At 40.9% G+C, this 20,392-nt stretch carries 19 protein-coding genes and 1 other annotated feature; of the genes, 12 read left to right on the forward strand and 7 right to left on the reverse strand.

The window, feature by feature from the left end; genetic code table 11:
* Window positions 1–248: 248 nt before the first annotated feature.
* On the reverse strand, window positions 249–1,454 hold the full coding sequence (locus tag M998_RS05075; protein ID WP_068442034.1) for a serine hydrolase: 1,206 nt from the start codon (window positions 1,452–1,454) through the stop codon (window positions 249–251).
* 191 nt (window positions 1,455–1,645) lie between these two features.
* On the opposite strand from M998_RS05075, the gene M998_RS05080 reads away from it, so the two are divergent.
* The gene (locus tag M998_RS05080; protein ID WP_068442031.1) at window positions 1,646–2,269 is read left to right on the forward strand and encodes a glutathione S-transferase family protein; all 624 of its coding nucleotides are present in this window, start codon (window positions 1,646–1,648) and stop codon (window positions 2,267–2,269) included.
* On the opposite strand, the gene M998_RS05085 is transcribed toward M998_RS05080, so the two are convergent.
* Window positions 2,270–3,097, reverse strand: coding sequence for an SDR family oxidoreductase (locus M998_RS05085; protein WP_068907879.1), 828 nt, complete (start codon window positions 3,095–3,097; stop codon window positions 2,270–2,272).
* 247 nt (window positions 3,098–3,344) lie between these two features.
* Window positions 3,345–3,472, forward strand: a sequence feature (His leader region).
* A 40-nt stretch (window positions 3,473–3,512) separates the two neighbouring features.
* Here M998_RS05085 and hisG point away from each other — a divergent pair.
* The 9 genes from hisG to M998_RS05130 all read left to right on the forward strand — a co-directional run bounded on the left by hisG (window position 3,513) and on the right by M998_RS05130 (window position 11,234).
* The gene (gene hisG, locus M998_RS05090) at window positions 3,513–4,412 is read left to right on the forward strand and encodes an ATP phosphoribosyltransferase (protein ID WP_068442026.1); all 900 of its coding nucleotides are present in this window, start codon (window positions 3,513–3,515) and stop codon (window positions 4,410–4,412) included.
* A gap of 5 nt (window positions 4,413–4,417) precedes the next feature.
* Window positions 4,418–5,734, forward strand: a complete 1,317-nt coding sequence (hisD, locus tag M998_RS05095; RefSeq protein WP_068907881.1) for a histidinol dehydrogenase — start codon at window positions 4,418–4,420, stop codon at window positions 5,732–5,734.
* A 3-nt stretch (window positions 5,735–5,737) separates the two neighbouring features.
* Window positions 5,738–6,808 carry a histidinol-phosphate transaminase gene (gene hisC, locus M998_RS05100; protein WP_068907883.1) on the forward strand — a complete coding sequence of 357 codons (1,071 nt, stop codon included), beginning with the start codon at window positions 5,738–5,740 and terminating at the stop codon, window positions 6,806–6,808.
* A 13-nt stretch (window positions 6,809–6,821) separates the two neighbouring features.
* Window positions 6,822–7,889 carry a bifunctional histidinol-phosphatase/imidazoleglycerol-phosphate dehydratase HisB gene (gene hisB, locus M998_RS05105; RefSeq protein WP_068907885.1) on the forward strand — a complete coding sequence of 356 codons (1,068 nt, stop codon included), beginning with the start codon at window positions 6,822–6,824 and terminating at the stop codon, window positions 7,887–7,889.
* The gene (gene hisH, locus M998_RS05110) at window positions 7,889–8,482 is read left to right on the forward strand and encodes an imidazole glycerol phosphate synthase subunit HisH (RefSeq protein ID WP_068907887.1); all 594 of its coding nucleotides are present in this window, start codon (window positions 7,889–7,891) and stop codon (window positions 8,480–8,482) included. The genes hisB and hisH overlap by 1 nt, the downstream gene beginning before the upstream one ends.
* Before the next feature lie 5 nt (window positions 8,483–8,487).
* On the forward strand, window positions 8,488–9,225 hold the full coding sequence (gene hisA / locus M998_RS05115; RefSeq protein ID WP_068442012.1) for a 1-(5-phosphoribosyl)-5-[(5-phosphoribosylamino)methylideneamino]imidazole-4-carboxamide isomerase: 738 nt from the start codon (window positions 8,488–8,490) through the stop codon (window positions 9,223–9,225).
* Window positions 9,207–9,983, forward strand: a complete 777-nt coding sequence (gene hisF, locus M998_RS05120; RefSeq protein ID WP_068442007.1) for an imidazole glycerol phosphate synthase subunit HisF — start codon at window positions 9,207–9,209, stop codon at window positions 9,981–9,983. Before hisA ends, hisF begins: the two co-directional genes overlap by 19 nt.
* Entirely contained in the window at window positions 9,977–10,588 is a 612-nt protein-coding gene (hisIE, locus tag M998_RS05125; protein ID WP_068442006.1) for a bifunctional phosphoribosyl-AMP cyclohydrolase/phosphoribosyl-ATP diphosphatase HisIE, read from the forward strand. Before hisF ends, hisIE begins: the two co-directional genes overlap by 7 nt.
* A 217-nt stretch (window positions 10,589–10,805) precedes the next feature.
* Window positions 10,806–11,234: a YbaK/EbsC family protein gene (locus tag M998_RS05130; RefSeq protein WP_145980653.1), complete on the forward strand. Its 429-nt coding sequence runs from the start codon at window positions 10,806–10,808 to the stop codon at window positions 11,232–11,234.
* A 58-nt stretch (window positions 11,235–11,292) separates the two neighbouring features.
* On the opposite strand, the gene M998_RS05135 is transcribed toward M998_RS05130, so the two are convergent.
* The 3 genes from M998_RS05135 to gnd form a co-directional block, all read right to left on the reverse strand.
* On the reverse strand, window positions 11,293–11,934 hold the full coding sequence (locus M998_RS05135) for a CatB-related O-acetyltransferase (RefSeq protein WP_068442000.1): 642 nt from the start codon (window positions 11,932–11,934) through the stop codon (window positions 11,293–11,295).
* A 200-nt stretch (window positions 11,935–12,134) separates the two neighbouring features.
* Window positions 12,135–13,325, reverse strand: a complete 1,191-nt coding sequence (locus M998_RS05140; RefSeq protein ID WP_068907889.1) for a multidrug effflux MFS transporter — start codon at window positions 13,323–13,325, stop codon at window positions 12,135–12,137.
* 240 nt (window positions 13,326–13,565) lie between these two features.
* The gene (gene gnd / locus M998_RS05145; protein WP_068907891.1) at window positions 13,566–14,972 is read right to left on the reverse strand and encodes an NADP-dependent phosphogluconate dehydrogenase; all 1,407 of its coding nucleotides are present in this window, start codon (window positions 14,970–14,972) and stop codon (window positions 13,566–13,568) included.
* 242 nt (window positions 14,973–15,214) lie between these two features.
* On the opposite strand from gnd, the gene M998_RS05150 reads away from it, so the two are divergent.
* Window positions 15,215–16,798, forward strand: coding sequence for a TerC family protein (locus M998_RS05150; RefSeq protein WP_068441993.1), 1,584 nt, complete (start codon window positions 15,215–15,217; stop codon window positions 16,796–16,798).
* A gap of 180 nt (window positions 16,799–16,978) precedes the next feature.
* Entirely contained in the window at window positions 16,979–17,707 is a 729-nt protein-coding gene (locus M998_RS05155) for a hypothetical protein (RefSeq protein WP_068907893.1), read from the forward strand.
* An 81-nt stretch (window positions 17,708–17,788) separates the two neighbouring features.
* On the opposite strand, the gene asmA is transcribed toward M998_RS05155, so the two are convergent.
* Window positions 17,789–19,630 (reverse strand): outer membrane assembly protein AsmA, encoded by a 1,842-nt coding sequence (gene asmA / locus M998_RS05160; RefSeq protein WP_068907895.1) that lies wholly within the window; start codon window positions 19,628–19,630, stop codon window positions 17,789–17,791.
* Window positions 19,631–19,759: 129 nt separating this feature from the next.
* Entirely contained in the window at window positions 19,760–20,341 is a 582-nt protein-coding gene (gene dcd, locus M998_RS05165; RefSeq protein ID WP_068441984.1) for a dCTP deaminase, read from the reverse strand.
* Window positions 20,342–20,392: the final 51 nt, after the last annotated feature.

Here is a 20,392-nt window from a genome sequence, read left to right on the forward strand (position 1 = left end):
GGTTTAATTCTCCATTTAGTCCATTAAATAAATTTATCAAAATAAAACTATTATTGAATGAGTTAATAATTTAAAAATAAAAACAATTAATAAAAATAGTTATAACTCAAACAATTAAAATGATTATTAAATCATCTTGAAAAGATTGCAATTGAAGTTTATCTGTAAGTTACATTAATGTTATTTATCTCAATAAAAAAGACCCCTTTACGGGGTCTTTTTTATTCAACGAAATAACGTATGTTTACTTATCCAAATATGGTATTCCACCAGCCGCTGATGGTTTTCATTACATAATCCCACATACGACCAAAGAAACCCGCTTCTTCGACGGCTTCTTTTGCGACTAAAGGATGCTGTTCAACCACTTCATCATTTAAAATAAAGTTAATGGTTCCAACTTGTTGGAACTTAGCTAATGGGGCTTCAAGAGAATCATTATTCAGTTTGATATCGACTTTCAGGTTTTGCAATTGCCCTTTAGGAATAGTGACAGATACATCGCTTTGTACCCCTAATTCGACTTCCGATTTGTCACCAAACCAAACTCGTTGTTTTTGCAATGTAGCATCTGCTTTGATTGGTGTAACCGTTTCAAAAAAACGGAAGCCCCAAGTCAGTAACTTTTCACTTTCAGAAAAACGCACACGGTCGCTTGGCGCGCCCAGTACGACAGAAATTAAACGCATGTCGCCTTCAGTGGCGGATGCCACTAAGTTGTGACCCGCACCACTGGTGTGACCCGTTTTCACACCATCTACCTTTAAGTTCTGGTTCCATAACAATCGGTTACGGTTAAGTTGTTTGATTTTATTAAAGGTAAATTCTTTTTCTTTATGTAAAACGTACTCATCAGGAACATCACGGATCATCGCTTGGGCTAAAATAGCCATATCCCTTGCCGTACTATATTGCCCTTCAGAATCAAGACCATGTACGGTTTTAAAATGTGTATTTTTTAACCCTATTTGTTGTACATATTGATTCATCAAACTAACAAAAGAATCTTGGCTACCTGCGACATAATCAGCAAGTGCAATACTGGCATCATTACCGGATTGGATCACGATCCCCTTATTTAAATCCAGCACAGATACACGATCTTTCGGCTTAAGGAACATCAACGATGAGCCTTTAAGAATTGGATTCCCCGTTGCCCATGCATCTTCACCCACCGTTACCATATCTTGCGGCGTTATCTTACCCGATTTGACGGCTTGACCGATGACGTAGCTGGTCATGATTTTAGTTAAGCTCGCAGGATCGAGACGCTCATCAGGATTACCGGATGCCAAAATTTTTCCACTCTTGTAGTCCATCAAAACAAAAGCTTTTGCATCAACTTGTGGAGCAACCGGCGTCTGTGCTGCGTAGACACTACCACTCGCAGCAACTAAAAGACTAAACCCAACATAGGCATAACGGGTTTTAAGGGGGAACATTTTTTTCTTCATCGGTTAATCCTTCACAAATTAATTGAATACATTCAAATGATTACTTTAAAAATCATAAAACTATAAATTACTTTAACACACCTTAAATATGATGCACGTCACATTCGCACCCTAAATAAAGATTGTTCCTATCATGGGATCTCATCTATCTTTAACGGGTTCAATAATAAAAAACATTATGGGAGAATCAAATGTTAACTGTCTGGGGACGCACTAACTCATCAAATGTCAAAAAAGTACTTTGGTGTTTAGAAGAACTAAATATTGATTATAATCAGAAAGATGTTGGCGGCCCATTTGGTGGGTTAGAGACACCTGAATATAAAAAAATGAATCCAAACAGCACAATTCCAACTTTACAGGATGATGACTTTGCGCTGTGGGAATCGAATGCAATTTTACGTTATCTTACGGAAAAGTTTGATCATACTCACTTATTGATGTCTAACAACCTGCAAGAAAAAGCTTCAGCCGATAAATGGATGGATTGGAGTGGTGCGAACTTATTTGATCACATTAAACAGATGATGAATAAAATCGTGCGAATGCCTGAAGCCGATAGAGACCCCGCACAAGCAAAAGTGATTTATGACAACATCAATAAGCTGTTACAGATTGCTGATGATGCCTTAGCAACCCAAGCTTATTTTAGCGGTGATAAATTTGGCATTGCAGATATCGCTATCGCGCCACTTTTTTACCCGTGGCACGAAATTGTCACCAACCGTCCTGAGTTTACACATTTGGAACGCTGGTATCAGCAGCTCACCGCCCGTCCGGCATTCCAAAAAATTGTCATGGTACCCATTAAATAACTACAGGCTCATATTCATCGTTCTCGGGTCTGGATATTCATATTCAAACCCGAGCTCTAAACAAATTCGATCGCCATTAATTATTTTTCCCTCTAAACTATTTTCATCCTCTACAAATTCGGGTGGAACCAAACCCAGAGCCAATGATGCTTGGTGATAAAATTCGGCTCTTGTAGGGTGTATGGGTGCGCAAAGATTATAAATATGCCCACCTTGAGGTTGCTGAATTAACAACGTAATCGCAGCAATAACATCATCCTGATGTACGATATTAACCCGCTGATTAGCCCCTTTAACACCGGTTTTCCCTGCTAAAAAACGACCCGCATGGCGTTTATCACCCACCAATCCAGCAAGCCTTAATATATCCACTGAAATATTAGGTAATTTATGTAACCACTGCTCAACCTTGATCAAGGCACTCGCTGACGCGGTTTCAGCTTGTAGTGACGCATTTTCATCAATCACACCATCTTGCTCTCCATACACTGAGGTAGAAGAGGTAAAAATCACTCTAGGGACATTAAAGGCAATTGCGCTGTCAACAAGCTGTTCTATTGCTCGAATATAATGCTCAGTATCCACTTTAGAGGGCGGCAACAAAATCACAATGACATCTGTTTTTGACATTAATTGCTCTAAATCATCCTGTTCACACTCAAGTTCAGGGGTGAACTTTAGGGCATAACAATCAATACCAATAGCACGAGCCGCATCGACACCATCTGGTGTTGTTTTTGTGCCTACTACGTTTACGCCATCCGCCAATAGTGAGCTTGCTAAAGGTAAACCTAACCAACCCAATCCAATAATGGTGACTTTCTTCATTTATCATCTCTCACAACAAAAATAGTTGAATTTATAGATAAGACTAACTGAAAACCATTAAACTTCCGAACCTATTTTCTGTGAGATTAATCACTATGAAATGACTCGATATAGTTATTATTGGTTATTTTAAAAAAAAGAGTTGCATTGATAGGACTAGATCGGATAGGTTGATTAGTAATGAATGTTTAAGCAGTTATCTAAATTATTAAACGGAAACTATTATGACTTGTATTTCACGCAACCACCATCATCACCATCACCCTGATTAGTCTTTTGGGCAATGTGTGCTGGAAGACGATCTACGACTCTTCCGGTGGCTGAAATGCAAATAAAGAGAACCCTCGGAAGATTATCTTCCGAGGGTTTTTTTATTATTAAACAAAAATTTATTGAAAGGATTTAAGGGGTTTTTATGTTAGACAAATCACGTTTACGTATCGCAATACAAAAATCAGGTCGCCTAAGCGATGAGTCAAGAGAACTGCTGGCACGTTGTGGGATCAAAATCAATTTACAGCAACAACGTTTGATTGCTTATGCAGAAAATATGCCTATTGATTTACTTCGTGTTCGTGATGACGATATTCCAGGCTTAGTGATGGATGGGGTTGTTGACCTTGGTATCATCGGCGAAAACGTCCTTGAAGAAGAATTATTAAATCGTCGTGCACAAGGTGAAAACCCACAATATAAAACACTGCGTCGACTCGATTTTGGTGGCTGTCGTTTATCACTAGCCGCACCTTTGGATTTCAACTATACCGGCGCTGAATGTTTAAATGGGGCTCGCGTTGCCACCTCCTACCCACACTTGTTAAAACGCTATTTCGATGAAAAAGGGATCCAGTTTAAGTCTTGTTTATTGAATGGTTCCGTCGAAGTGGCTCCACGTGCTGGCCTATCTGATGCTATTTGTGACCTCGTTTCAACGGGTGCAACCCTTGAAGCCAACGGACTTAAAGAAGTCGAAGTTATCTACCGTTCTAAAGCCTGCTTAATACAGCGTAACGGGGAAATGTCCGCGGATAAACAACAACTTATTGACCGTATGATGACCCGTATTCAAGGGGTTATCCAAGCCCGTGAGTCTAAATACATCATGCTGCACGCGCCGAGTGAAACACTCGATGAAATTATTGCCTTACTGCCAGGTGCTGAACGCCCAACCATTCTGCCATTAGCTGGCGACCAACGCCGCGTGGCGATGCACATGGTCAGTTCAGAAACATTATTCTGGGAAACAATGGAAAAATTAAAAGCATTAGGTGCTAGCTCAATCCTTGTTTTACCCATTGAAAAAATGATGGAGTAAACGCCATGGAACTGGGATTTAATCAACCAATTCGCTGGTCAGCGTGCAGCGAAAAACAGCAAAATACATTGCTTATGCGCCCTGCTATTGCCGCATCCGGTAGTATTACCGCTGCTGTTAGTCAGATAATTGACCAAGTACGCAATGAGGGCGATAGCGCTCTGCAAGAACTTAGCCGACGCTTTGATAAAACAGATATTTCGACTATTCGCGTGGCACAAGAAACCGTTGACGAAGCCCAAGCACGCCTAGGCGATGAAATTAAAATTGCAATGAAAACGGCGATTAACAACATTCGTCGCTTTCATGAAGCGCAGATACCAGTACCTATCACGGTAGAAACCCAGCCCGGCGTTGTCTGTCAGCAAGTCACTCGCCCAATTGACTCTGTCGGGTTATATATTCCCGGAGGTTCAGCGCCGCTGCTATCCACCGTGATGATGCTGGGTACACCTGCAAATATTGCAGGCTGCCGAAAAATTATTTTGTGCTCACCACCACCCATTGCCGATGAAATTCTGTATGCGGCAAAATTATGCGGTATTACCGATATTTTCCAAGTTGGCGGCGCACAGGCAATCGCAGCAATGGCATTTGGAACCCGAAGCATTCCTGCTGTTGATAAAATTTTCGGCCCAGGTAATGCCTATGTGACCGAAGCGAAACGCCAAGTTAGCCAAAGCCATGATGGTGCGGCGATTGATATGCCTGCGGGGCCTTCTGAAGTGCTGGTTATCGCAGATAACCAAGCTGACCCGGCATTTACAGCCTCTGACTTGCTTTCCCAAGCAGAGCATGGGCCTGATTCTCAGGTCATCTTACTGACAGACGACGCAGCTTTTGCACAGCGTGTTATTGATGAAACTGAAAAACAGTTAATACAACTTTCCCGTGCATCAATAGCGAGAGAAGCACTCAGCGCAAGCCGTGTCATTATTGCTGACTCTATCGAACAATGTGTTGAAATCAGCAACCGTTATGGTCCTGAGCACTTGATTTTACAGACACGCAATGCCGATGATTTAGTCGATTCAATCATTAATGCAGGCTCTGTATTTGTTGGGGATTGGTCTCCTGAATCTGCGGGAGATTATGCATCCGGTACCAACCACGTATTGCCAACTTATGGGTATACCTCAACTTATTCAAGCCTTGGCTTAGCTGACTTTATGAAACGTATGACGGTACAAAAACTTTCACCACAAGGTCTATTGGGACTGGCAACAACTATCGAAACATTGGCGCAGGCGGAGCAACTCACCGCACACAAAAATGCCGTTACCTTACGTGTTACAAAATTAAAAGAACAAAATAAGGAGTAAGTGATGAGCCAGAATTTTAATGCTGCGAGCCTTGCACGCGAAAATGTAAAAACCATGACACCTTATATGTCTGCCCGCCGCTTAGGGGGAAAAGGTGATGTTTGGTTGAATGCTAATGAATACCCAATAGCGCCAGATTATCAATTTAATGATGCAACACTAAACCGTTATCCCGAATGCCAACCTGCGGCCGTGATCCAAAATTACGCCGCCTATGCAGGTATCGCCCCAGAGCAAGTTCTGGTATGCCGTGGCGCAGATGAATCGATTGAATTATTAATCCGTGCATTTTGTGAGCCGGGCAAAGATGCCGTGATGTTTTGCCCACCTACCTATGGCATGTATAGTGTTAGTGCAGAAACTTTTGGCGTCGAACAAAAAAAAATCATGGCATTGCCAGACTGGTCACTCAATGTTGAAGCTATTCGCGAAAACTTACCCAATACCAAATTAATTTATATTTGTAGCCCAAATAACCCAACCGGCAATATCATCGACAACAAAGATTTACTTGAAGTATTGGAAATGGCTGCTGGTCGCGCTTTAGTAGTGGTTGACGAGGCTTATATTGAGTTTTGCCCGCAATACAGCGTTGCTAATTGGTTAGATCAATTCCCAAATTTAGTGATTTTGAGAACCTTGTCTAAAGCATTTGCCTTGGCAGGTTTACGCTGTGGATTCACCTTAGCGTCACCTGAAGTAATTGAAGTCTTGCTTAAAGTGATCGCACCTTACCCATTATCAACCCCTGTCGCGATCATTGCAGCACAAGCTTTAGATATTAACGGCATTGCCACCATGAAAAGCCGTGTCGCTACGGTGACTGAAAATCGTATCGCGTTATCGGAAGCATTAAGTGGTTTATCGGTCGTTGAAAAAGTCTATCCAAGCGAAACCAACTATATTCTCGTGCGCTTTACTGATGGCAGTAAAGTATTCAAAGCACTTTGGGATCAAGGCATTATCTTACGCGATCAAAGTAAACAACCGGGGTTAATTAATTGCCTGCGTATTACTATCGGAACAGAGACAGAAAATGTCCGCGTTATTGAAGCTATTGAAGCACTTTGTTAATTAGGAATAACTCATGAGCCAGAAAATTCTATTTATCGACCGTGACGGTACATTAATTACAGAACCCCCGACAGATTTTCAGGTCGATAGTTTGAGTAAACTCGCCTTTGAAAAAGCCGTTATTCCTAGTTTACTGGCCTTACAAAAAGCCAATTATCGCTTGGTGATGATAACCAACCAAGATGGATTAGGAACCGATAGCTTTCCAACCGCAGATTTCGAGCCACCACATAATCTCATGATGCAAGTTTTTGAATCACAGGGAATAAAATTTGATGAAGTGTTGATTTGCCCTCATAAACCTGAAGAAAACTGCACATGCCGTAAGCCAAAAGTAAAACTGGTTGAGCGTTATTTAAAAGAAGGCACGCTTGATACAGAAAACAGTTATGTGATTGGCGATCGTCAAACGGATATCCAACTTGCTGAAAACATGGGTATTAAAGGCCTACTTTATGATGCAAAATCCTTAGATTGGTCTGCAATTACTGAGCAATTAACCAAACGTGATCGTCATGCACGTGTTGAGCGCGTGACCAAAGAAACCCATATCCTTGTGGAAGTTTGGCTAGATCAAGAAGGTGGCAGCAAAATAAATACCGGTGTTGGCTTCTTCGATCATATGCTAGACCAAATCGCTACCCATGGTGGTTTCCGCTTAAATGTTGAAGTTAAAGGTGATTTATTTATCGATGATCACCACAGTGTTGAAGATACCGGCCTAGCATTAGGGGAAGCACTTCGACTTGCCCTTGGGGATAAGCGTGGAATTGCTCGCTTTGGTTTTGTTCTGCCAATGGATGAATGCCAAGCACGCTGCGCCCTTGATATTTCAGGCCGCCCACACTTGGAATATAAAGCCGAATTTAAATATCAACGCGTTGGTGATTTAAGCACTGAAATGATTGAGCACTTCTTCAGCTCTCTTTCTTATGCCATGGGCTGCACCTTACACTTGAAAACCAAGGGTAAGAATGATCACCACAAAGCAGAAAGTCTATTCAAGGTGTTTGGCCGCACGCTACGCCAAGCTATTCGTGTCGAAGGGGATACTTTACCGAGTTCGAAAGGGGTTCTCTAATGAAGGTTGTGATCCTAGATACTGGTTGTGCAAATTTAGCCTCTGTGGCTTATGCGGTAAAACGTTTAGGTTACGACCCAATCGTTAGCCGTGACACCAATACTATTTTGCAAGCAGATAAAGTCTTTTTGCCCGGTGTTGGTACTGCGAGTGCGGCAATGGAAAAGCTCACAGAGCGTGAGCTAATCCCACTGATTAAAGCCCTAACTCAACCCGTTTTAGGTATTTGTTTAGGCATGCAGTTGCTGGGAAGTTTTAGCGAAGAAGGCCAAAATAATGTTCCGTTACTGGGCTTGATTGATAGCCCAGTACAAAAAATGGATGCCAATGGTTTGCCTGTCCCCCACAGTGGCTGGAATCAAGTTAAAGCACTCGCAGGTAATCCGCTATTTAGAGAGATTAGCGATGACGCTTACTTCTACTTTGTTCACGGCTACTCGATGCCAGTATCGACCAACACCATTGCACAAACTGAATATGGCAACATCTTTAGTAGCGCGGTGAATCAAGACAATTTCTATGGTGTGCAATTTCACCCAGAACGCTCGGGTGCTGCAGGCTCTCGCTTGATTCAAAACTTTTTGGAGATGTAAGCACTATGATTATACCTGCATTAGACTTAATCGATGGCACTGTCGTCCGGTTACATCAAGGGGACTACGCCAAACAAACAGATTATGGCACTGACCCTCTTCCACGCTTACAACAATATGAAAAAGAAGGTGCAAAACTACTGCACTTGGTTGATTTAACGGGTGCAAAAGACCCGCAAAAACGCCAAATTCCATTACTCAAAAAATTATTAGCCGGTGTTAGCGTTCCAGTGCAAGTTGGCGGTGGTATCCGTACCGAAGACGATGTAAAAGCCTTACTCGATGCAGGTGCAACCCGTGTCGTGATTGGCTCTACCGCAGTCACTCAGCCAGAGTTAGTTAAAACTTGGTTTGAGCGCTATGGTGGTGAAGCTATCGTATTAGCTCTTGATGTACGCATTAATGCCGACGGCGTTAAAGAAATCGCTATCAGTGGCTGGCAAGAAAACTCAAATTTATCCCTTGAGCAAGCTATTGAAATCTATCGCCCTTACGGGTTAAAACACGTTCTTTGTACCGATATTTCAAAAGATGGCACATTAACGGGTTCGAACGTCGATTTATATAAAGAAATTAGCCAAAAATTCCCTGATATTGAAATTCAAGCATCGGGTGGAATTGGTAATTTAGATGATATCGCTGCAATCCCAGCCTCTGGAGCCGCAGGTGTGATTGTTGGGCGTGCATTACTTGAAGGCAAATTTACCGTTGCGGAGGCAATCGAATGTTGGCAAAACGCATAATTCCTTGTTTAGATGTTCGTGACGGGCAAGTGGTTAAAGGGGTGCAATTTCGCAACCATGAAATCATTGGCGATATCGTTCCTTTAGCACAACGCTACGCAAAAGAAGGGGCTGACGAGCTGGTTTTTTATGATATTACCGCGTCATCTGATGGCCGAGTGGTCGATAAAAGCTGGGTATCTAAAGTTTCAGAAGTGATTGATATCCCTTTTTGTGTTGCCGGTGGCATAAAAAGTGTCGAAGATGCCGCGCAAATTCTGTCATTTGGTGCGGATAAAATCTCGATTAACTCCCCTGCGCTGTCAGACCCAACCTTGATCACTCGCCTAGCCGAACGCTTTGGTGTGCAATGTATCGTGGTAGGTATCGATACTTGGTTCGACCAAGAAACCAACGAATATTTAGTTTATCAATTTACCGGTGATGAAAAACGCACCACGCAAACCCGTTGGAAAACGTTAGATTGGGTAAAAGAAGCCCAACAACGCGGTGCCGGTGAAATTGTATTAAATATGATGAATCAAGATGGTGTACGTCAAGGTTACGATCTGGTACAACTGAAAAAAATTCGTGAAGTTTGCCAAGTCCCTTTAATCGCCTCCGGTGGCGCAGGTGAAAAAGTGCATTTCCTTGATGCCTTTACCGATGCCGGTGTCGATGGGGCTTTAGCCGCATCCGTATTCCACAAACAGATCATCAATATCGGTGACTTAAAACAATACCTAGCCGAAAATGGAGTTCAAATTAGAGTATGTTAACCACAGAGCAATGCAAGCAACTGGCTTGGCAAAAAGTTGATAACCTGATGCCGGTTATTGTCCAGCACGCAACATCTGGCGATGTCCTGATGCTTGGGTATATGAACCCTGAAGCACTACAAGTGACTTTAGATAGCCGCAAGGTAACGTTTTTTTCCAGAACTAAACAACGTTTATGGACAAAAGGTGAAACCTCAAACAACTTTCTTAATCTTGTCGATATCTTTGCCGATTGTGATAGCGATACCCTACTCGCTTTAGCGTTACCTGACGGACCAACTTGTCACAAGGGAACACAAAGCTGTTTTGCACCCGCGCAAAGCGATTGGGGATTTTTATTCGAGCTGGAAACCATCCTCAAAGCACGTAAAACTGCTGATCCGGAAAGCTCTTACACTGCTCGCCTTTACGCCAGCGGCACCAAGCGTATCGCACAAAAAGTCGGTGAAGAAGGGGTTGAAACCGCATTAGCTGCTACGGTCAACGACCGCGCCGAACTAACTAACGAAGCTGCCGATTTGATGTATCACCTAATGGTATTACTGCAAGATCAAGACTTAGATTTAAGCACCATCATTAAGCGTTTGAAAGAACGCCATCAGTGATTATCATAACCACCCGTACTGCGGGTGGTTTTAACTTACCAACAACTCACTCGTATTTGCTATTCCCCCACCTGTTTCAGCCTGTTGTATATCAATCCAATCTTGCTATCATTCCTTTTATTTATTATGGATTAAAAGGGAAGTATTCGTGTCAGAGAATCCTATTTTTAAGCGATTAACGCAGTTACTTGATGAAAATAACGCGGCATATCGTGTGATGGAACACCCGACTGCGGGTAAATCAGAAGAAGTGGCAAAAATAAGAGGAACGCAGTTAGGCCAAGGTGCAAAAGGATTAGTTTGCCATGTTAAAGGCAATGGTATTCGCCAACACGTACTGGCTATTTTACCTGCAGATAAACAAGCAGATTTGAGTAAAATAGCGCTCGCGGTAGGTGGAACTCGTGCTTCACTGGCTAGCCCAAAAGAAGTAGATGAATTAACCCAATGTGTTTTTGGTGCTATTCCGCCGTTTAGTTTTCATCCATCATTAATGCTAATTGCAGATCCACATTTATTTGTGCGTTTTGATGAATTAGCGTTTAATGCAGGCACTCTCGAACGTTCAATTATTTTAAGCACGAAAGACTACCAAAGAATAGCATCACCAACCTTAGTCGATTTTATTCGTGCTGAAGAAGAATAATTAGATATTAAAAAAGGGTTATTCAAAATAACCCTTTAAAAACAAGATATGGCTCGCCTTAAATAGCAGCCTGCTTGTCATACTTGATGCTCGCCTTTTTTAAGGCCATAAAATCTGAATTACAAATAAACGATTTTAAAGCGTTAAATTTTTCTTCCGGCCAATCGTAGATTTTTAACGCTAATAATGGCTCAATAATTTCCGGTGAAAAACGGCTACTAATTGGCTTCGCAGGGTTTCCGCCAACAATACTATAAGGCTCAACATCTTTAACCACGACACTGTTGGCTGCGATCACTGCACCTTCGCCAATATGAACGCCAGGCATAATAAAAGCACGCATCCCAATCCACACACCATCGCCAATAATCGTGTCTCCCTTTCCTACATAAGCATCTTCAATATGTTCAAGGAAAGGATATAAGCAAAACCAGTCTATTCGGTGGGTATGATTGCCCCCCATCAAAATCACGGCTTCACTGCCGATACAGACATAATTGCCAATATAGAGCTGGTCTACGTTCCAAGCGAGTTGCCAATCTCGGCTTTCTTCGTCCCCTTGTAAATAACGAACAACCGATTTTTCAAATCCTTCATCCCAACAGTCACTGTAATAACTATGATGCCCTTTAATATGAATGTTTGGGTTTTGAACAACTTCATGCAGTAATTCGTATTTTGACCAATGCTTTTTATTCATGGTAAACAACCTTTTAATAATGTTTATCCAAAAAATAATTCAATATGCAGATAACTGAGTATAGTCAACAGCCCTGCAACTTGAAAAATCACGGATATCGTTACCATAGAACGCTGTCTATAGTGATGTATGCACGTTCAACCTACATCACCTCTAGCCAACCCTCGGCTGTTTTAATAATGGGCTATTCATTATGTTTCCTAAATACTCTCTATTATTGCTTCTCGCTTTAAACTGGTTTTTCTTGCAACTAATCCGAATATACAGCCAATCAACATAACCAGTGCTAATGACAACTTAGGCTGTACCGGTAATGCAATGGCTAAAAGACCTAACGTTGCTCCACCAGCCATTTGAACGAATCCAACGAGTGCAGATGCGGTTCCAGCCTCATGACCAAAAGGTTCTAAAGCATAACTTGTTGCCGTTCCCATCATAAAGGCTAAACCGGTACAGGCACAAATAACAGGTAGCATATAAACAAGCCAATGGTTTTGTATATCGATAGAAAGAACAAAAACACCAAATAACAGACCCAAACATCCTAAAGCCATCATGGTGCTACCAATTAACAAACAGGTTGGGCGCCCTATTTTATGGATAAAGAAATTTGCAATATAACTGGCAAACATAATCCAAAAGCCATTGATCCCAAATACAATTGAAAATTCTAACGGACTAAGTTTTGCATCTCCCATTAATACACTTGGCGCAAGGGAAACATAAGTTAATGCCATTCCCATCGTTCCCGCATTGACCAGTGCAAAAATTAAAAAATGATTGCTACGTAAAATACGCAGGTAATTACCAAATTGAATTTTTTTAACTTGCTGCGCACTTACTGGGCGTGTTTCAGGTAAAAACATGACGGTTAAAAGTAAGATAACAACCGCATATAGCGCTAAAAACCAAAAGGGGGCTCGCCATCCCCATGCTTCTGCCAGCAAGCCACCTAATAATGGCGCTAAAGCAGGAACAATATTCAGTGTTCCATTTAAAAAACCAAAAGCGCGTGCAGCTTCCGTTCCATTCATTCGGTCGCGAACACTACTAAAGGCCACCACAGAAGTGCAGCAAACTGCGATACCTTGCAATAAACGCGAAGCGATAAATACGCTTGATGTTGTTGCGAATATTGCCACCACAGAGCCAATAATATAAAGAATAATTCCTGCTATCGCGATGGGTTTACGCCCATATCTATCCACTAATGGGCCTGAAATTAGCTGCCCTAATCCAAGTACCAAAATAAATAACGCAATTGTCGATTGAATAACAGATTCACTACTGTCTAAATCTTTTGCGATTGCCGGTATCGTGGGTAAATATAAATCGATCCCTAAAGGACCGAGTAAAACTAAAAGAAGCAATAAAATAAGAAATTTGCGCATATAACAGATTCTAAGGTTGAAAAATAAAATGAAATTATTAGCCCTACGTTTTAAATCACTTGTAAATATTCAAGTTATCTAAAGTAAGAGCGATTAAGAAAATAGCCAAAATTATCGGGATATTAGCTGAATATAATATTAAATTGTGTGCTAAAAATCTTAAGAAAAGTGACCTTTTAGAAGGCTAGAAAGGCGCTAAGAAATAGCGCCTTTGCGTTATGACCTAAAAATCCAGGCTAATTATTCCATCCATTCAGTATGGAATACACCTTCTTTATCCGTACGCTTATAAGTATGAGCACCAAAGTAGTCGCGTTGCGCTTGAATTAAATTCGCAGGCAATACCGCGGCACGGTAACTGTCATAATACGAAATTGCAGCAGAGAACGTTGGTGTTGGAATACCATTTTGCACACCGTAGCACACAACATCACGTAGTGCTTGTTGGTATTCGTCCGCAATTTGCTTGAAGTATGGCGCTAACAATAAGTTAGCGATCTTCGCATCTTCATTATATGCATCTGTGATTTTTTGCAAAAATTGCGCGCGAATGATACAGCCTGCACGGAAAATTTTCGCAATTTCACCGTAGTTTAAATCCCAATTATATTCATCAGAAGCAGCTTTCAATTGCTGGAAGCCTTGAGCATAAGAAACAATTTTACCTAAGTACAATGCACGACGTACTTTTTCGATAAATGCTTTTTTATCGCCTTCAACCGCTTTTAGAACTGGACCCGTTAATACTTTAGAGGCTGCAACACGTTGATCTTTTAAGAATGAAAGATAACGCGCAAACACAGACTCAGTAATCAGCGTAAGTGGAATGCCTAAATCTAAAGCACTTTGGCTGGTCCATTTACCCGTTCCTTTATTAGCCGCTTCATCTAAGATAACGTCAACAAGGTAGATACCCTCTTCGTCTTTCTTGTTAAAGATATCTGCGGTAATTTCAATTAGGTAGCTGCTTAGCTCACCATTATTCCAGTCAGTGAAAATAGCGGCTAGCGCTTCATTGCTAAGGTTTAATGAACCTTTAAGTAGGGAATATGCTTCTGCGATTAGCTGCATATCACCATATTCGATGCCGTTATGGACCATTTTCACATAGTGGCCAGCACCATCTGGACCGATATAGGTCACACAAGGTTCGCCTTCGGCTTTCGCTGCAATTTCTTTTAAAATTGGCGCAACTAACTCATAAGCCTCTTTCTGGCCACCAGGCATAATTGATGGACCTTTTAGTGCGCCTTCTTCACCACCTGAAACACCAGTACCAATGAAGTTAAAGCCTTGCTCTGATAGCTCACGATTGCGACGAATTGTATCTTTATATAAGGTGTTACCACCATCAATTAAGATATCGCCTTTGTCCAAATGCGGAGTCAGTGCAGCAATTGTTTTATCCGTTGCTTCACCCGCTTTCACCATCAACAAGATACGGCGTGGTTTTTCCAGAGAGTCAACAAACTCTTCGATAGTATAGTTGGGAACTAATTTTTTCCCTGGATTTTCAGTAATGACTTCGTCAGTTTTATCTTTTGAACGGTTAAAGATAGAAACAGAGTAACCGCGACTTTCGATATTTAGCGCAAGATTGCGCCCCATGACAGCCATTCCGACAACACCAATCTGCTGCTTTGACATGAAAAACTCCTGTCTGATTAGGACCAAGTCAGCATCATTTGTGCTGACATTCTGTTAACGGGATCACATGTTAACTCAGGATTGTGCTCCGTGGTAGTTATTGATGCAATCGATGACGTATTCGGAATAATTTTTATAAATAATCATCCAACTTAGATGAATTTTTATTGAAATTTCATTAAACAAACCGCATTATTCATTCGTCGGTATAAGCCGTCATATCAGAAGGTAAAACAAACTGTATGGAATGGATCGCAGATCCTACGATTTGGGCAGGCTTATCGACCCTTATCGTTCTAGAAATCGTTCTTGGTATTGATAACCTCGTCTTCATTGCCATTCTGGCAGACAAGCTCCCGCCAAAACTGCGTGATAGAGCTCGTATAACAGGATTAATGCTTGCGCTTATCATGCGTATAGTGCTCCTGTTTAGTCTGTCGTGGTTAATTACACTTACTAAGCCAGTTTTAACGCTATTCGATCATGCTTTTAGTGCCCGAGACCTCATTATGTTGGTCGGGGGGCTATTCCTATTGTTCAAAGCAACAATGGAGCTAAATGAACGGCTAGAAGGTAAAGACGAACACACTAATACTCAACGGAAAACCTCAAATTTTTGGGCAGTTGTTGCGCAAATTATTGTCCTTGATGCCGTATTCTCCCTCGACTCCGTAATCACGGCGGTCGGTATGGTTGATCATATTGGTGTCATGATTGCAGCAGTCACCATCGCCATGGCATTGATGATCTGGGCAAGCAAACCGTTAACTGCGTTTGTTAACCAGCACCCAACGATTGTCATCTTGTGTCTGAGCTTCTTGCTAATGATTGGTTTCAGCTTAGTGGCAGAAGGCTTCGGCTATGCGATACCAAAAGGCTATTTATACGCTGCGATCGGCTTCTCTATCATGATTGAAGTGCTCAATCAGTTTGCCCAATTTAACCGCCGTAAATTCCTAACCGGAGCCCGCCCGCTGCGTGAACGTACAGCAGAAGCGGTATTACGCATTTTAAGTGGTAAACATGAAAGTGGGGATCTCGACCCTCATACATCAAACTTAATCGCGGATAATAAATCAATTTTTGACCCGCAAGAACGTTTAATGATTGCACGTGTTCTCGGTATGGCTCAGCGAAATGTCGAAAGTATTATGACTTCTCGCCATGATGTGGACTATTTAGACATCAATAAATCATCCAGTGAATTATTGCAATTGATGGAAAAAAATCCACACTCACGCTTTGTGGTTATTGATGAAAATATCAGTGATGAACCGGTTGGCGTTGTGCATGTTCTCGATCTCGTTAGGCAGCAACTTAGCGGTGAACCACTGAATTTACGTGCATTGATTACACAGCCGTTAATCTTCCCTGAAGGTTTATCGTTACTTAAAGCATTGGAACAGTTCCGTAAGGCTCACACGCACTTTGCTTTCGTTGTCGATGAATTTGGTTCGATTGAAGGTATTGTAACCTTGACGGATGTCATGGAAACCATTGCAGGTAACTTACCGGTTGGTGAAGAAGAAAATGATTCACGCCATGATATTCAGAAGCTCGATGATGGTACTTGGATAGCCAATGGCTTCATGCCATTAGAAGACTTAATTATGTTTATTCCAATGGCGCTAGATGATAAGCGTGAATATGAAACCATTGCGGGCTTACTCATGGAACACTTACAACGTGTCCCTGAAGTAGGGGAGCAAGTCACAATCAATGGCTGCATCTTCCAACCTCTAGAAGTTAATAGTCATCGAGTCAATAAAGTTTTAATTACTCCCCCCACTCCGGAAGGTGATGGCTATGAGTATGAAGATGACTAATTAATCATTATCTTAAATACCGGCGATTGCCGGTATTTTTTTGCATGAAATCAGAGTAAATAGCAAAATTAATTTAGCTAAATTCTCAAAACTATAGTGGCGTTTTTTAAAAGAAATAATCATTGGACTATTGAATAATTCGTTCAGTTTAATAATCTAATTTTAATGAGAAAACGACCCATGACAATAAAAACCACCCCCAATCCAATAACAATTCCTCGTGCTAGCATCAGTATAAGTCGTGAGGATAATACAAAGAGCCAATTAACTAGCTCGACGAAGGCGGTAATAAATCACCCAGCTATTTTGCCTAAATCGATTCTAAAAAAAAGTAGCGCCCAACAAAAAAATGCAACAACAGAACCCCAGCATGTAACTTTTTCTGAGCATAGAACAGTAAAAGAATTTCATAAATCTATTCAAGAACAAGTCAACCTACAAGCAAAAACAATAGATCCTAAAAAACTAATAAAGACTGAAAGTAAAACTGTTCATTTTAAGCAGTTAAATAAACTAAGCGCTAACGTCACTGATTTAATCAAATTTATTGGTATGGCTTCTAATGATATCAATGCTAGGAATGAATTGACTAGCAACTCAAGATTTTTTGAGGTTGTACAACAAAAATTAGTCAATTTAACTGATAGCATTACCCATTATAAGGGTGACCTTGTTCGATCTTCTTACGACCATCACAAATCTAAACCAATCACTCTAGCTCAGTTAGATGATAAAATTAAACAAGGCACAGAGATGACGGATAATTTAAAAATAGAACTGATTAAAAATGAAAAATTTGCGGCTATTAAGGCAAAAGAACAAGATTTAGCGCCTAAAGAACAAAGAAACTATTATGATATAAGTGAGCATATTAACAATCAAAAAGCGAAATCATCAAAATATGAGTAAATATTTTTAACTTATCGTCAGTAAATAAAAACGCCAAGTTGGCGTTTTTATTTACTGATACAATCTTATGCTTTCTAAAATTTAAAGTGCATTTAATAAATTATTTAGCCCTTGTTTCTCTTCTTTTTTCAGCCAATTTCCTAATGCTTCTTTCGCTTGGCTTCGTAGCTCATTACGCAATAGTTTTTCCACGTCGAGTTGATATTGAAGGCTGTTCCAACCACCATAAATACGCAGTGGGATCGTCATTGCTTGTAATTGCTGAATAAGACGTGAATCGCCACCCCAGCCACCTGCAATATTGACACCTAAATTAACATCTATGGTCTCTTTTGGAATATTAACCTTTCCTTGACCACTAATATTAATCAGTGGTGAGTTGGCTTGTAACGAAGAAATATTCATATTGCCTTTATTTAACACACCTGACACGGTAAATAAATCTACCTCTGTATAGTTGTTCGTATTTGCAGGTGCATTGATTTTATTAGTGACTCGAGAAATAGATTGTTGAATAAGCTGGGGAATATTCAGTCCAGCAAGACGCGCATTTGTTAATTCAAAACTAACAGGACCTTGCCACTGATTTTTAACCGCATAATCATCATAGCCCGTACCCGATAATGCGGCATTCAATGAAATAATACCACTCAGTTTTTCAGGCATATTAAATGCTTTTAATAGTGGTGTTAAATTAATATTTTTAAAAATAGGTTTTGTTGAAACTTGAGCAGGAATAGCATTGTAATTAAGCGTCACTGGTAATGAAAACTCACCACCAAACGCTTTTCCTTCAAGTTTAGAAATCGTAAAACGCGGAGTCTGATTTTGCGCGCTAAAAATCACATCGGTCACCGTCATACCACGATAAATAAGATGACCAACCGTTAAATCTATTTTTGCTGTAAATGATTTTAGGCCTGATAAATCATATTGCTGTGGATTAGAACCTGAAATTACGGGTTTAACTCCAACTCTTACAGAACCATCAGTGGTATTCGACGAACTCGCATTGAGATTTGAAGCCCCAAGAAGACGGTCTAAATTTAATGAATCAGATGCGAGCGAAACAACCACTTCTGGAATATCCGTCAATTGAACGCTGATATCACCTTTCAATTCATTATCATTCGCTTTGATAATTAAATTACTCAAACTCGCGGCACCTGAGCCCGCTTTAGTATACAGAAAATCGGTAGTAACCTGCCCTGCAATACCACCTTCTGGTAGATCAACACCGCTAAATTGATAATTAAATTGCGTTAATTGCCCGCCAATCTGTTGAGCCAGCGCGGAAAGATCAATTTCAGCTTTCGTATCGAAACTCAGCTCTTGTTGATTCTTATTCAAATTTCCACTGAATTTTACAGTAACTTTTTTATCCGCATTTTTTTTCAATGAAAGATTAATATTGCGCAGGTTGTATTCATCTTTTTGGGTTTGCCAGATCACCAGACTATTAGAAATATCAATTTTTTCTATATCCAACAGCCATTTGCTTTTATCTGTTGAGTCTGTATCAACTTGACTTCCTTGGGGAGGCACTGGGGAGTTATTTTTTGCTTGTGCTTCACTCTCTGGGGTTTTACGGATAACCGCCCCATCTAAAACAATCTGCTCAACCGATAAACGGTGAGAAATTAAAGGCCATAGCTCGACATCTAAACGCATATTTTCTGCGCTCAATACAGGTTGGGTTGCATTATCTGCCGTTAGAGAAACAGGACCGGTAATTATGCTCAATGTTGGCCAAACATGCCAACGCATATCACCTTTAAACTCAAGCTGATAACCACTTTTTTTATCTACTTGTTCAACAAGATATTGCCGAAAATCATTTGGGTTTACTAACATGACTAACGTTGTCAGTCCTGCTACTACCACCACAAGTAAAATAATCAATGTTGTTAAAAACCGTTTCATCCTTCCCTCTCTTAAACTATGTCTGCTACGCCATTTAATTGGCCCACACCATACTTATCCTTCAAAACTAACGAAAATTGTCACTTTAGAGTCCATCATAAGAAACAATTTTCGTCATAGCCGTCGCGATTAGTCCTCGCTAATACGGCTACCAACAGCACCTTGTTGGTTTTTATATTTCGCATCTTGGCGACTATTATAAGGGCGATCCGCACTACCCGACAATGGTTCAAAGCTCAAAGCACCTATCACCATGCCTGGGCGTAATGCTAAAGGTAATTTACCAGAATTATAAAACTCTAGCACTATCTGACCACACCAACCAGGATCGATACGATGGGCGGTGACATGCACCATTAATCCTAGCCTAGCCAAAGACGAACGGCCATCCAACCAGCCAACTAAATTATCAGGAAGCGTGATAGATTCAAGGGTTACTGCAAGCGCTAATTCTCCGGGATGCAGAAAAAAAGGTTCATCATCTTTCAGAACAATTTCATCACTCATCACTCGCTCTAATGCAGCGTTAACTTCATCTTTTGGGCCACTAAGATCGATAAATGCGGCAGTGTGGGCTCGAAAAACACGGAATTGATTTCCAAGACGTACATCTGCTGTAGCACCATTGATCCGTTCAATAGGTGGGCGTGGGTTTATTTCTAATTTACCGTCATCCATCCATTGAATTATATCGCGGTCACAAAGACGCATGGTTATTTCCCCTTTCATTATTTTTATCCCAATAGCAAATTAACCGTCATT

Origin of the sequence: Providencia heimbachae ATCC 35613, from assembly GCF_001655055.1 — a bacterium.
Classification (GTDB): domain Bacteria; phylum Pseudomonadota; class Gammaproteobacteria; order Enterobacterales; family Enterobacteriaceae; genus Providencia; species Providencia heimbachae.

What these genes read in the sequence shown, in the direction of transcription:
- hisF (WP_068442007.1), top strand. Translation starts at nt 9,207, where the DNA reads ATGTTGGCAAAACGCATAATTCCTTGTTTAGATGTTCGTGACGGGCAA.
- M998_RS05130 (WP_145980653.1), top strand. Translation starts at nt 10,806, where the DNA reads ATGGAACACCCGACTGCGGGTAAATCAGAAGAAGTGGCAAAAATAAGA.
- asmA (WP_068907895.1), bottom strand. Translation starts at nt 19,630, where the DNA reads ATGAAACGGTTTTTAACAACATTGATTATTTTACTTGTGGTGGTAGTA.
- hisB (WP_068907885.1), top strand. Translation starts at nt 6,822, where the DNA reads ATGAGCCAGAAAATTCTATTTATCGACCGTGACGGTACATTAATTACA.
- hisH (WP_068907887.1), top strand. Translation starts at nt 7,889, where the DNA reads ATGAAGGTTGTGATCCTAGATACTGGTTGTGCAAATTTAGCCTCTGTG.
- M998_RS05085 (WP_068907879.1), bottom strand. Translation starts at nt 3,097, where the DNA reads ATGAAGAAAGTCACCATTATTGGATTGGGTTGGTTAGGTTTACCTTTA.
- gnd (WP_068907891.1), bottom strand. Translation starts at nt 14,972, where the DNA reads ATGTCAAAGCAGCAGATTGGTGTTGTCGGAATGGCTGTCATGGGGCGC.
- M998_RS05135 (WP_068442000.1), bottom strand. Translation starts at nt 11,934, where the DNA reads ATGAATAAAAAGCATTGGTCAAAATACGAATTACTGCATGAAGTTGTT.
- hisG (WP_068442026.1), top strand. Translation starts at nt 3,513, where the DNA reads ATGTTAGACAAATCACGTTTACGTATCGCAATACAAAAATCAGGTCGC.
- M998_RS05080 (WP_068442031.1), top strand. Translation starts at nt 1,646, where the DNA reads ATGTTAACTGTCTGGGGACGCACTAACTCATCAAATGTCAAAAAAGTA.
- dcd (WP_068441984.1), bottom strand. Translation starts at nt 20,341, where the DNA reads ATGCGTCTTTGTGACCGCGATATAATTCAATGGATGGATGACGGTAAA.
- M998_RS05155 (WP_068907893.1), top strand. Translation starts at nt 16,979, where the DNA reads ATGACAATAAAAACCACCCCCAATCCAATAACAATTCCTCGTGCTAGC.
- hisD (WP_068907881.1), top strand. Translation starts at nt 4,418, where the DNA reads ATGGAACTGGGATTTAATCAACCAATTCGCTGGTCAGCGTGCAGCGAA.
- M998_RS05140 (WP_068907889.1), bottom strand. Translation starts at nt 13,325, where the DNA reads ATGCGCAAATTTCTTATTTTATTGCTTCTTTTAGTTTTACTCGGTCCT.
- hisIE (WP_068442006.1), top strand. Translation starts at nt 9,977, where the DNA reads ATGTTAACCACAGAGCAATGCAAGCAACTGGCTTGGCAAAAAGTTGAT.
- hisC (WP_068907883.1), top strand. Translation starts at nt 5,738, where the DNA reads ATGAGCCAGAATTTTAATGCTGCGAGCCTTGCACGCGAAAATGTAAAA.
- M998_RS05075 (WP_068442034.1), bottom strand. Translation starts at nt 1,454, where the DNA reads ATGAAGAAAAAAATGTTCCCCCTTAAAACCCGTTATGCCTATGTTGGG.
- hisA (WP_068442012.1), top strand. Translation starts at nt 8,488, where the DNA reads ATGATTATACCTGCATTAGACTTAATCGATGGCACTGTCGTCCGGTTA.
- M998_RS05150 (WP_068441993.1), top strand. Translation starts at nt 15,215, where the DNA reads ATGGAATGGATCGCAGATCCTACGATTTGGGCAGGCTTATCGACCCTT.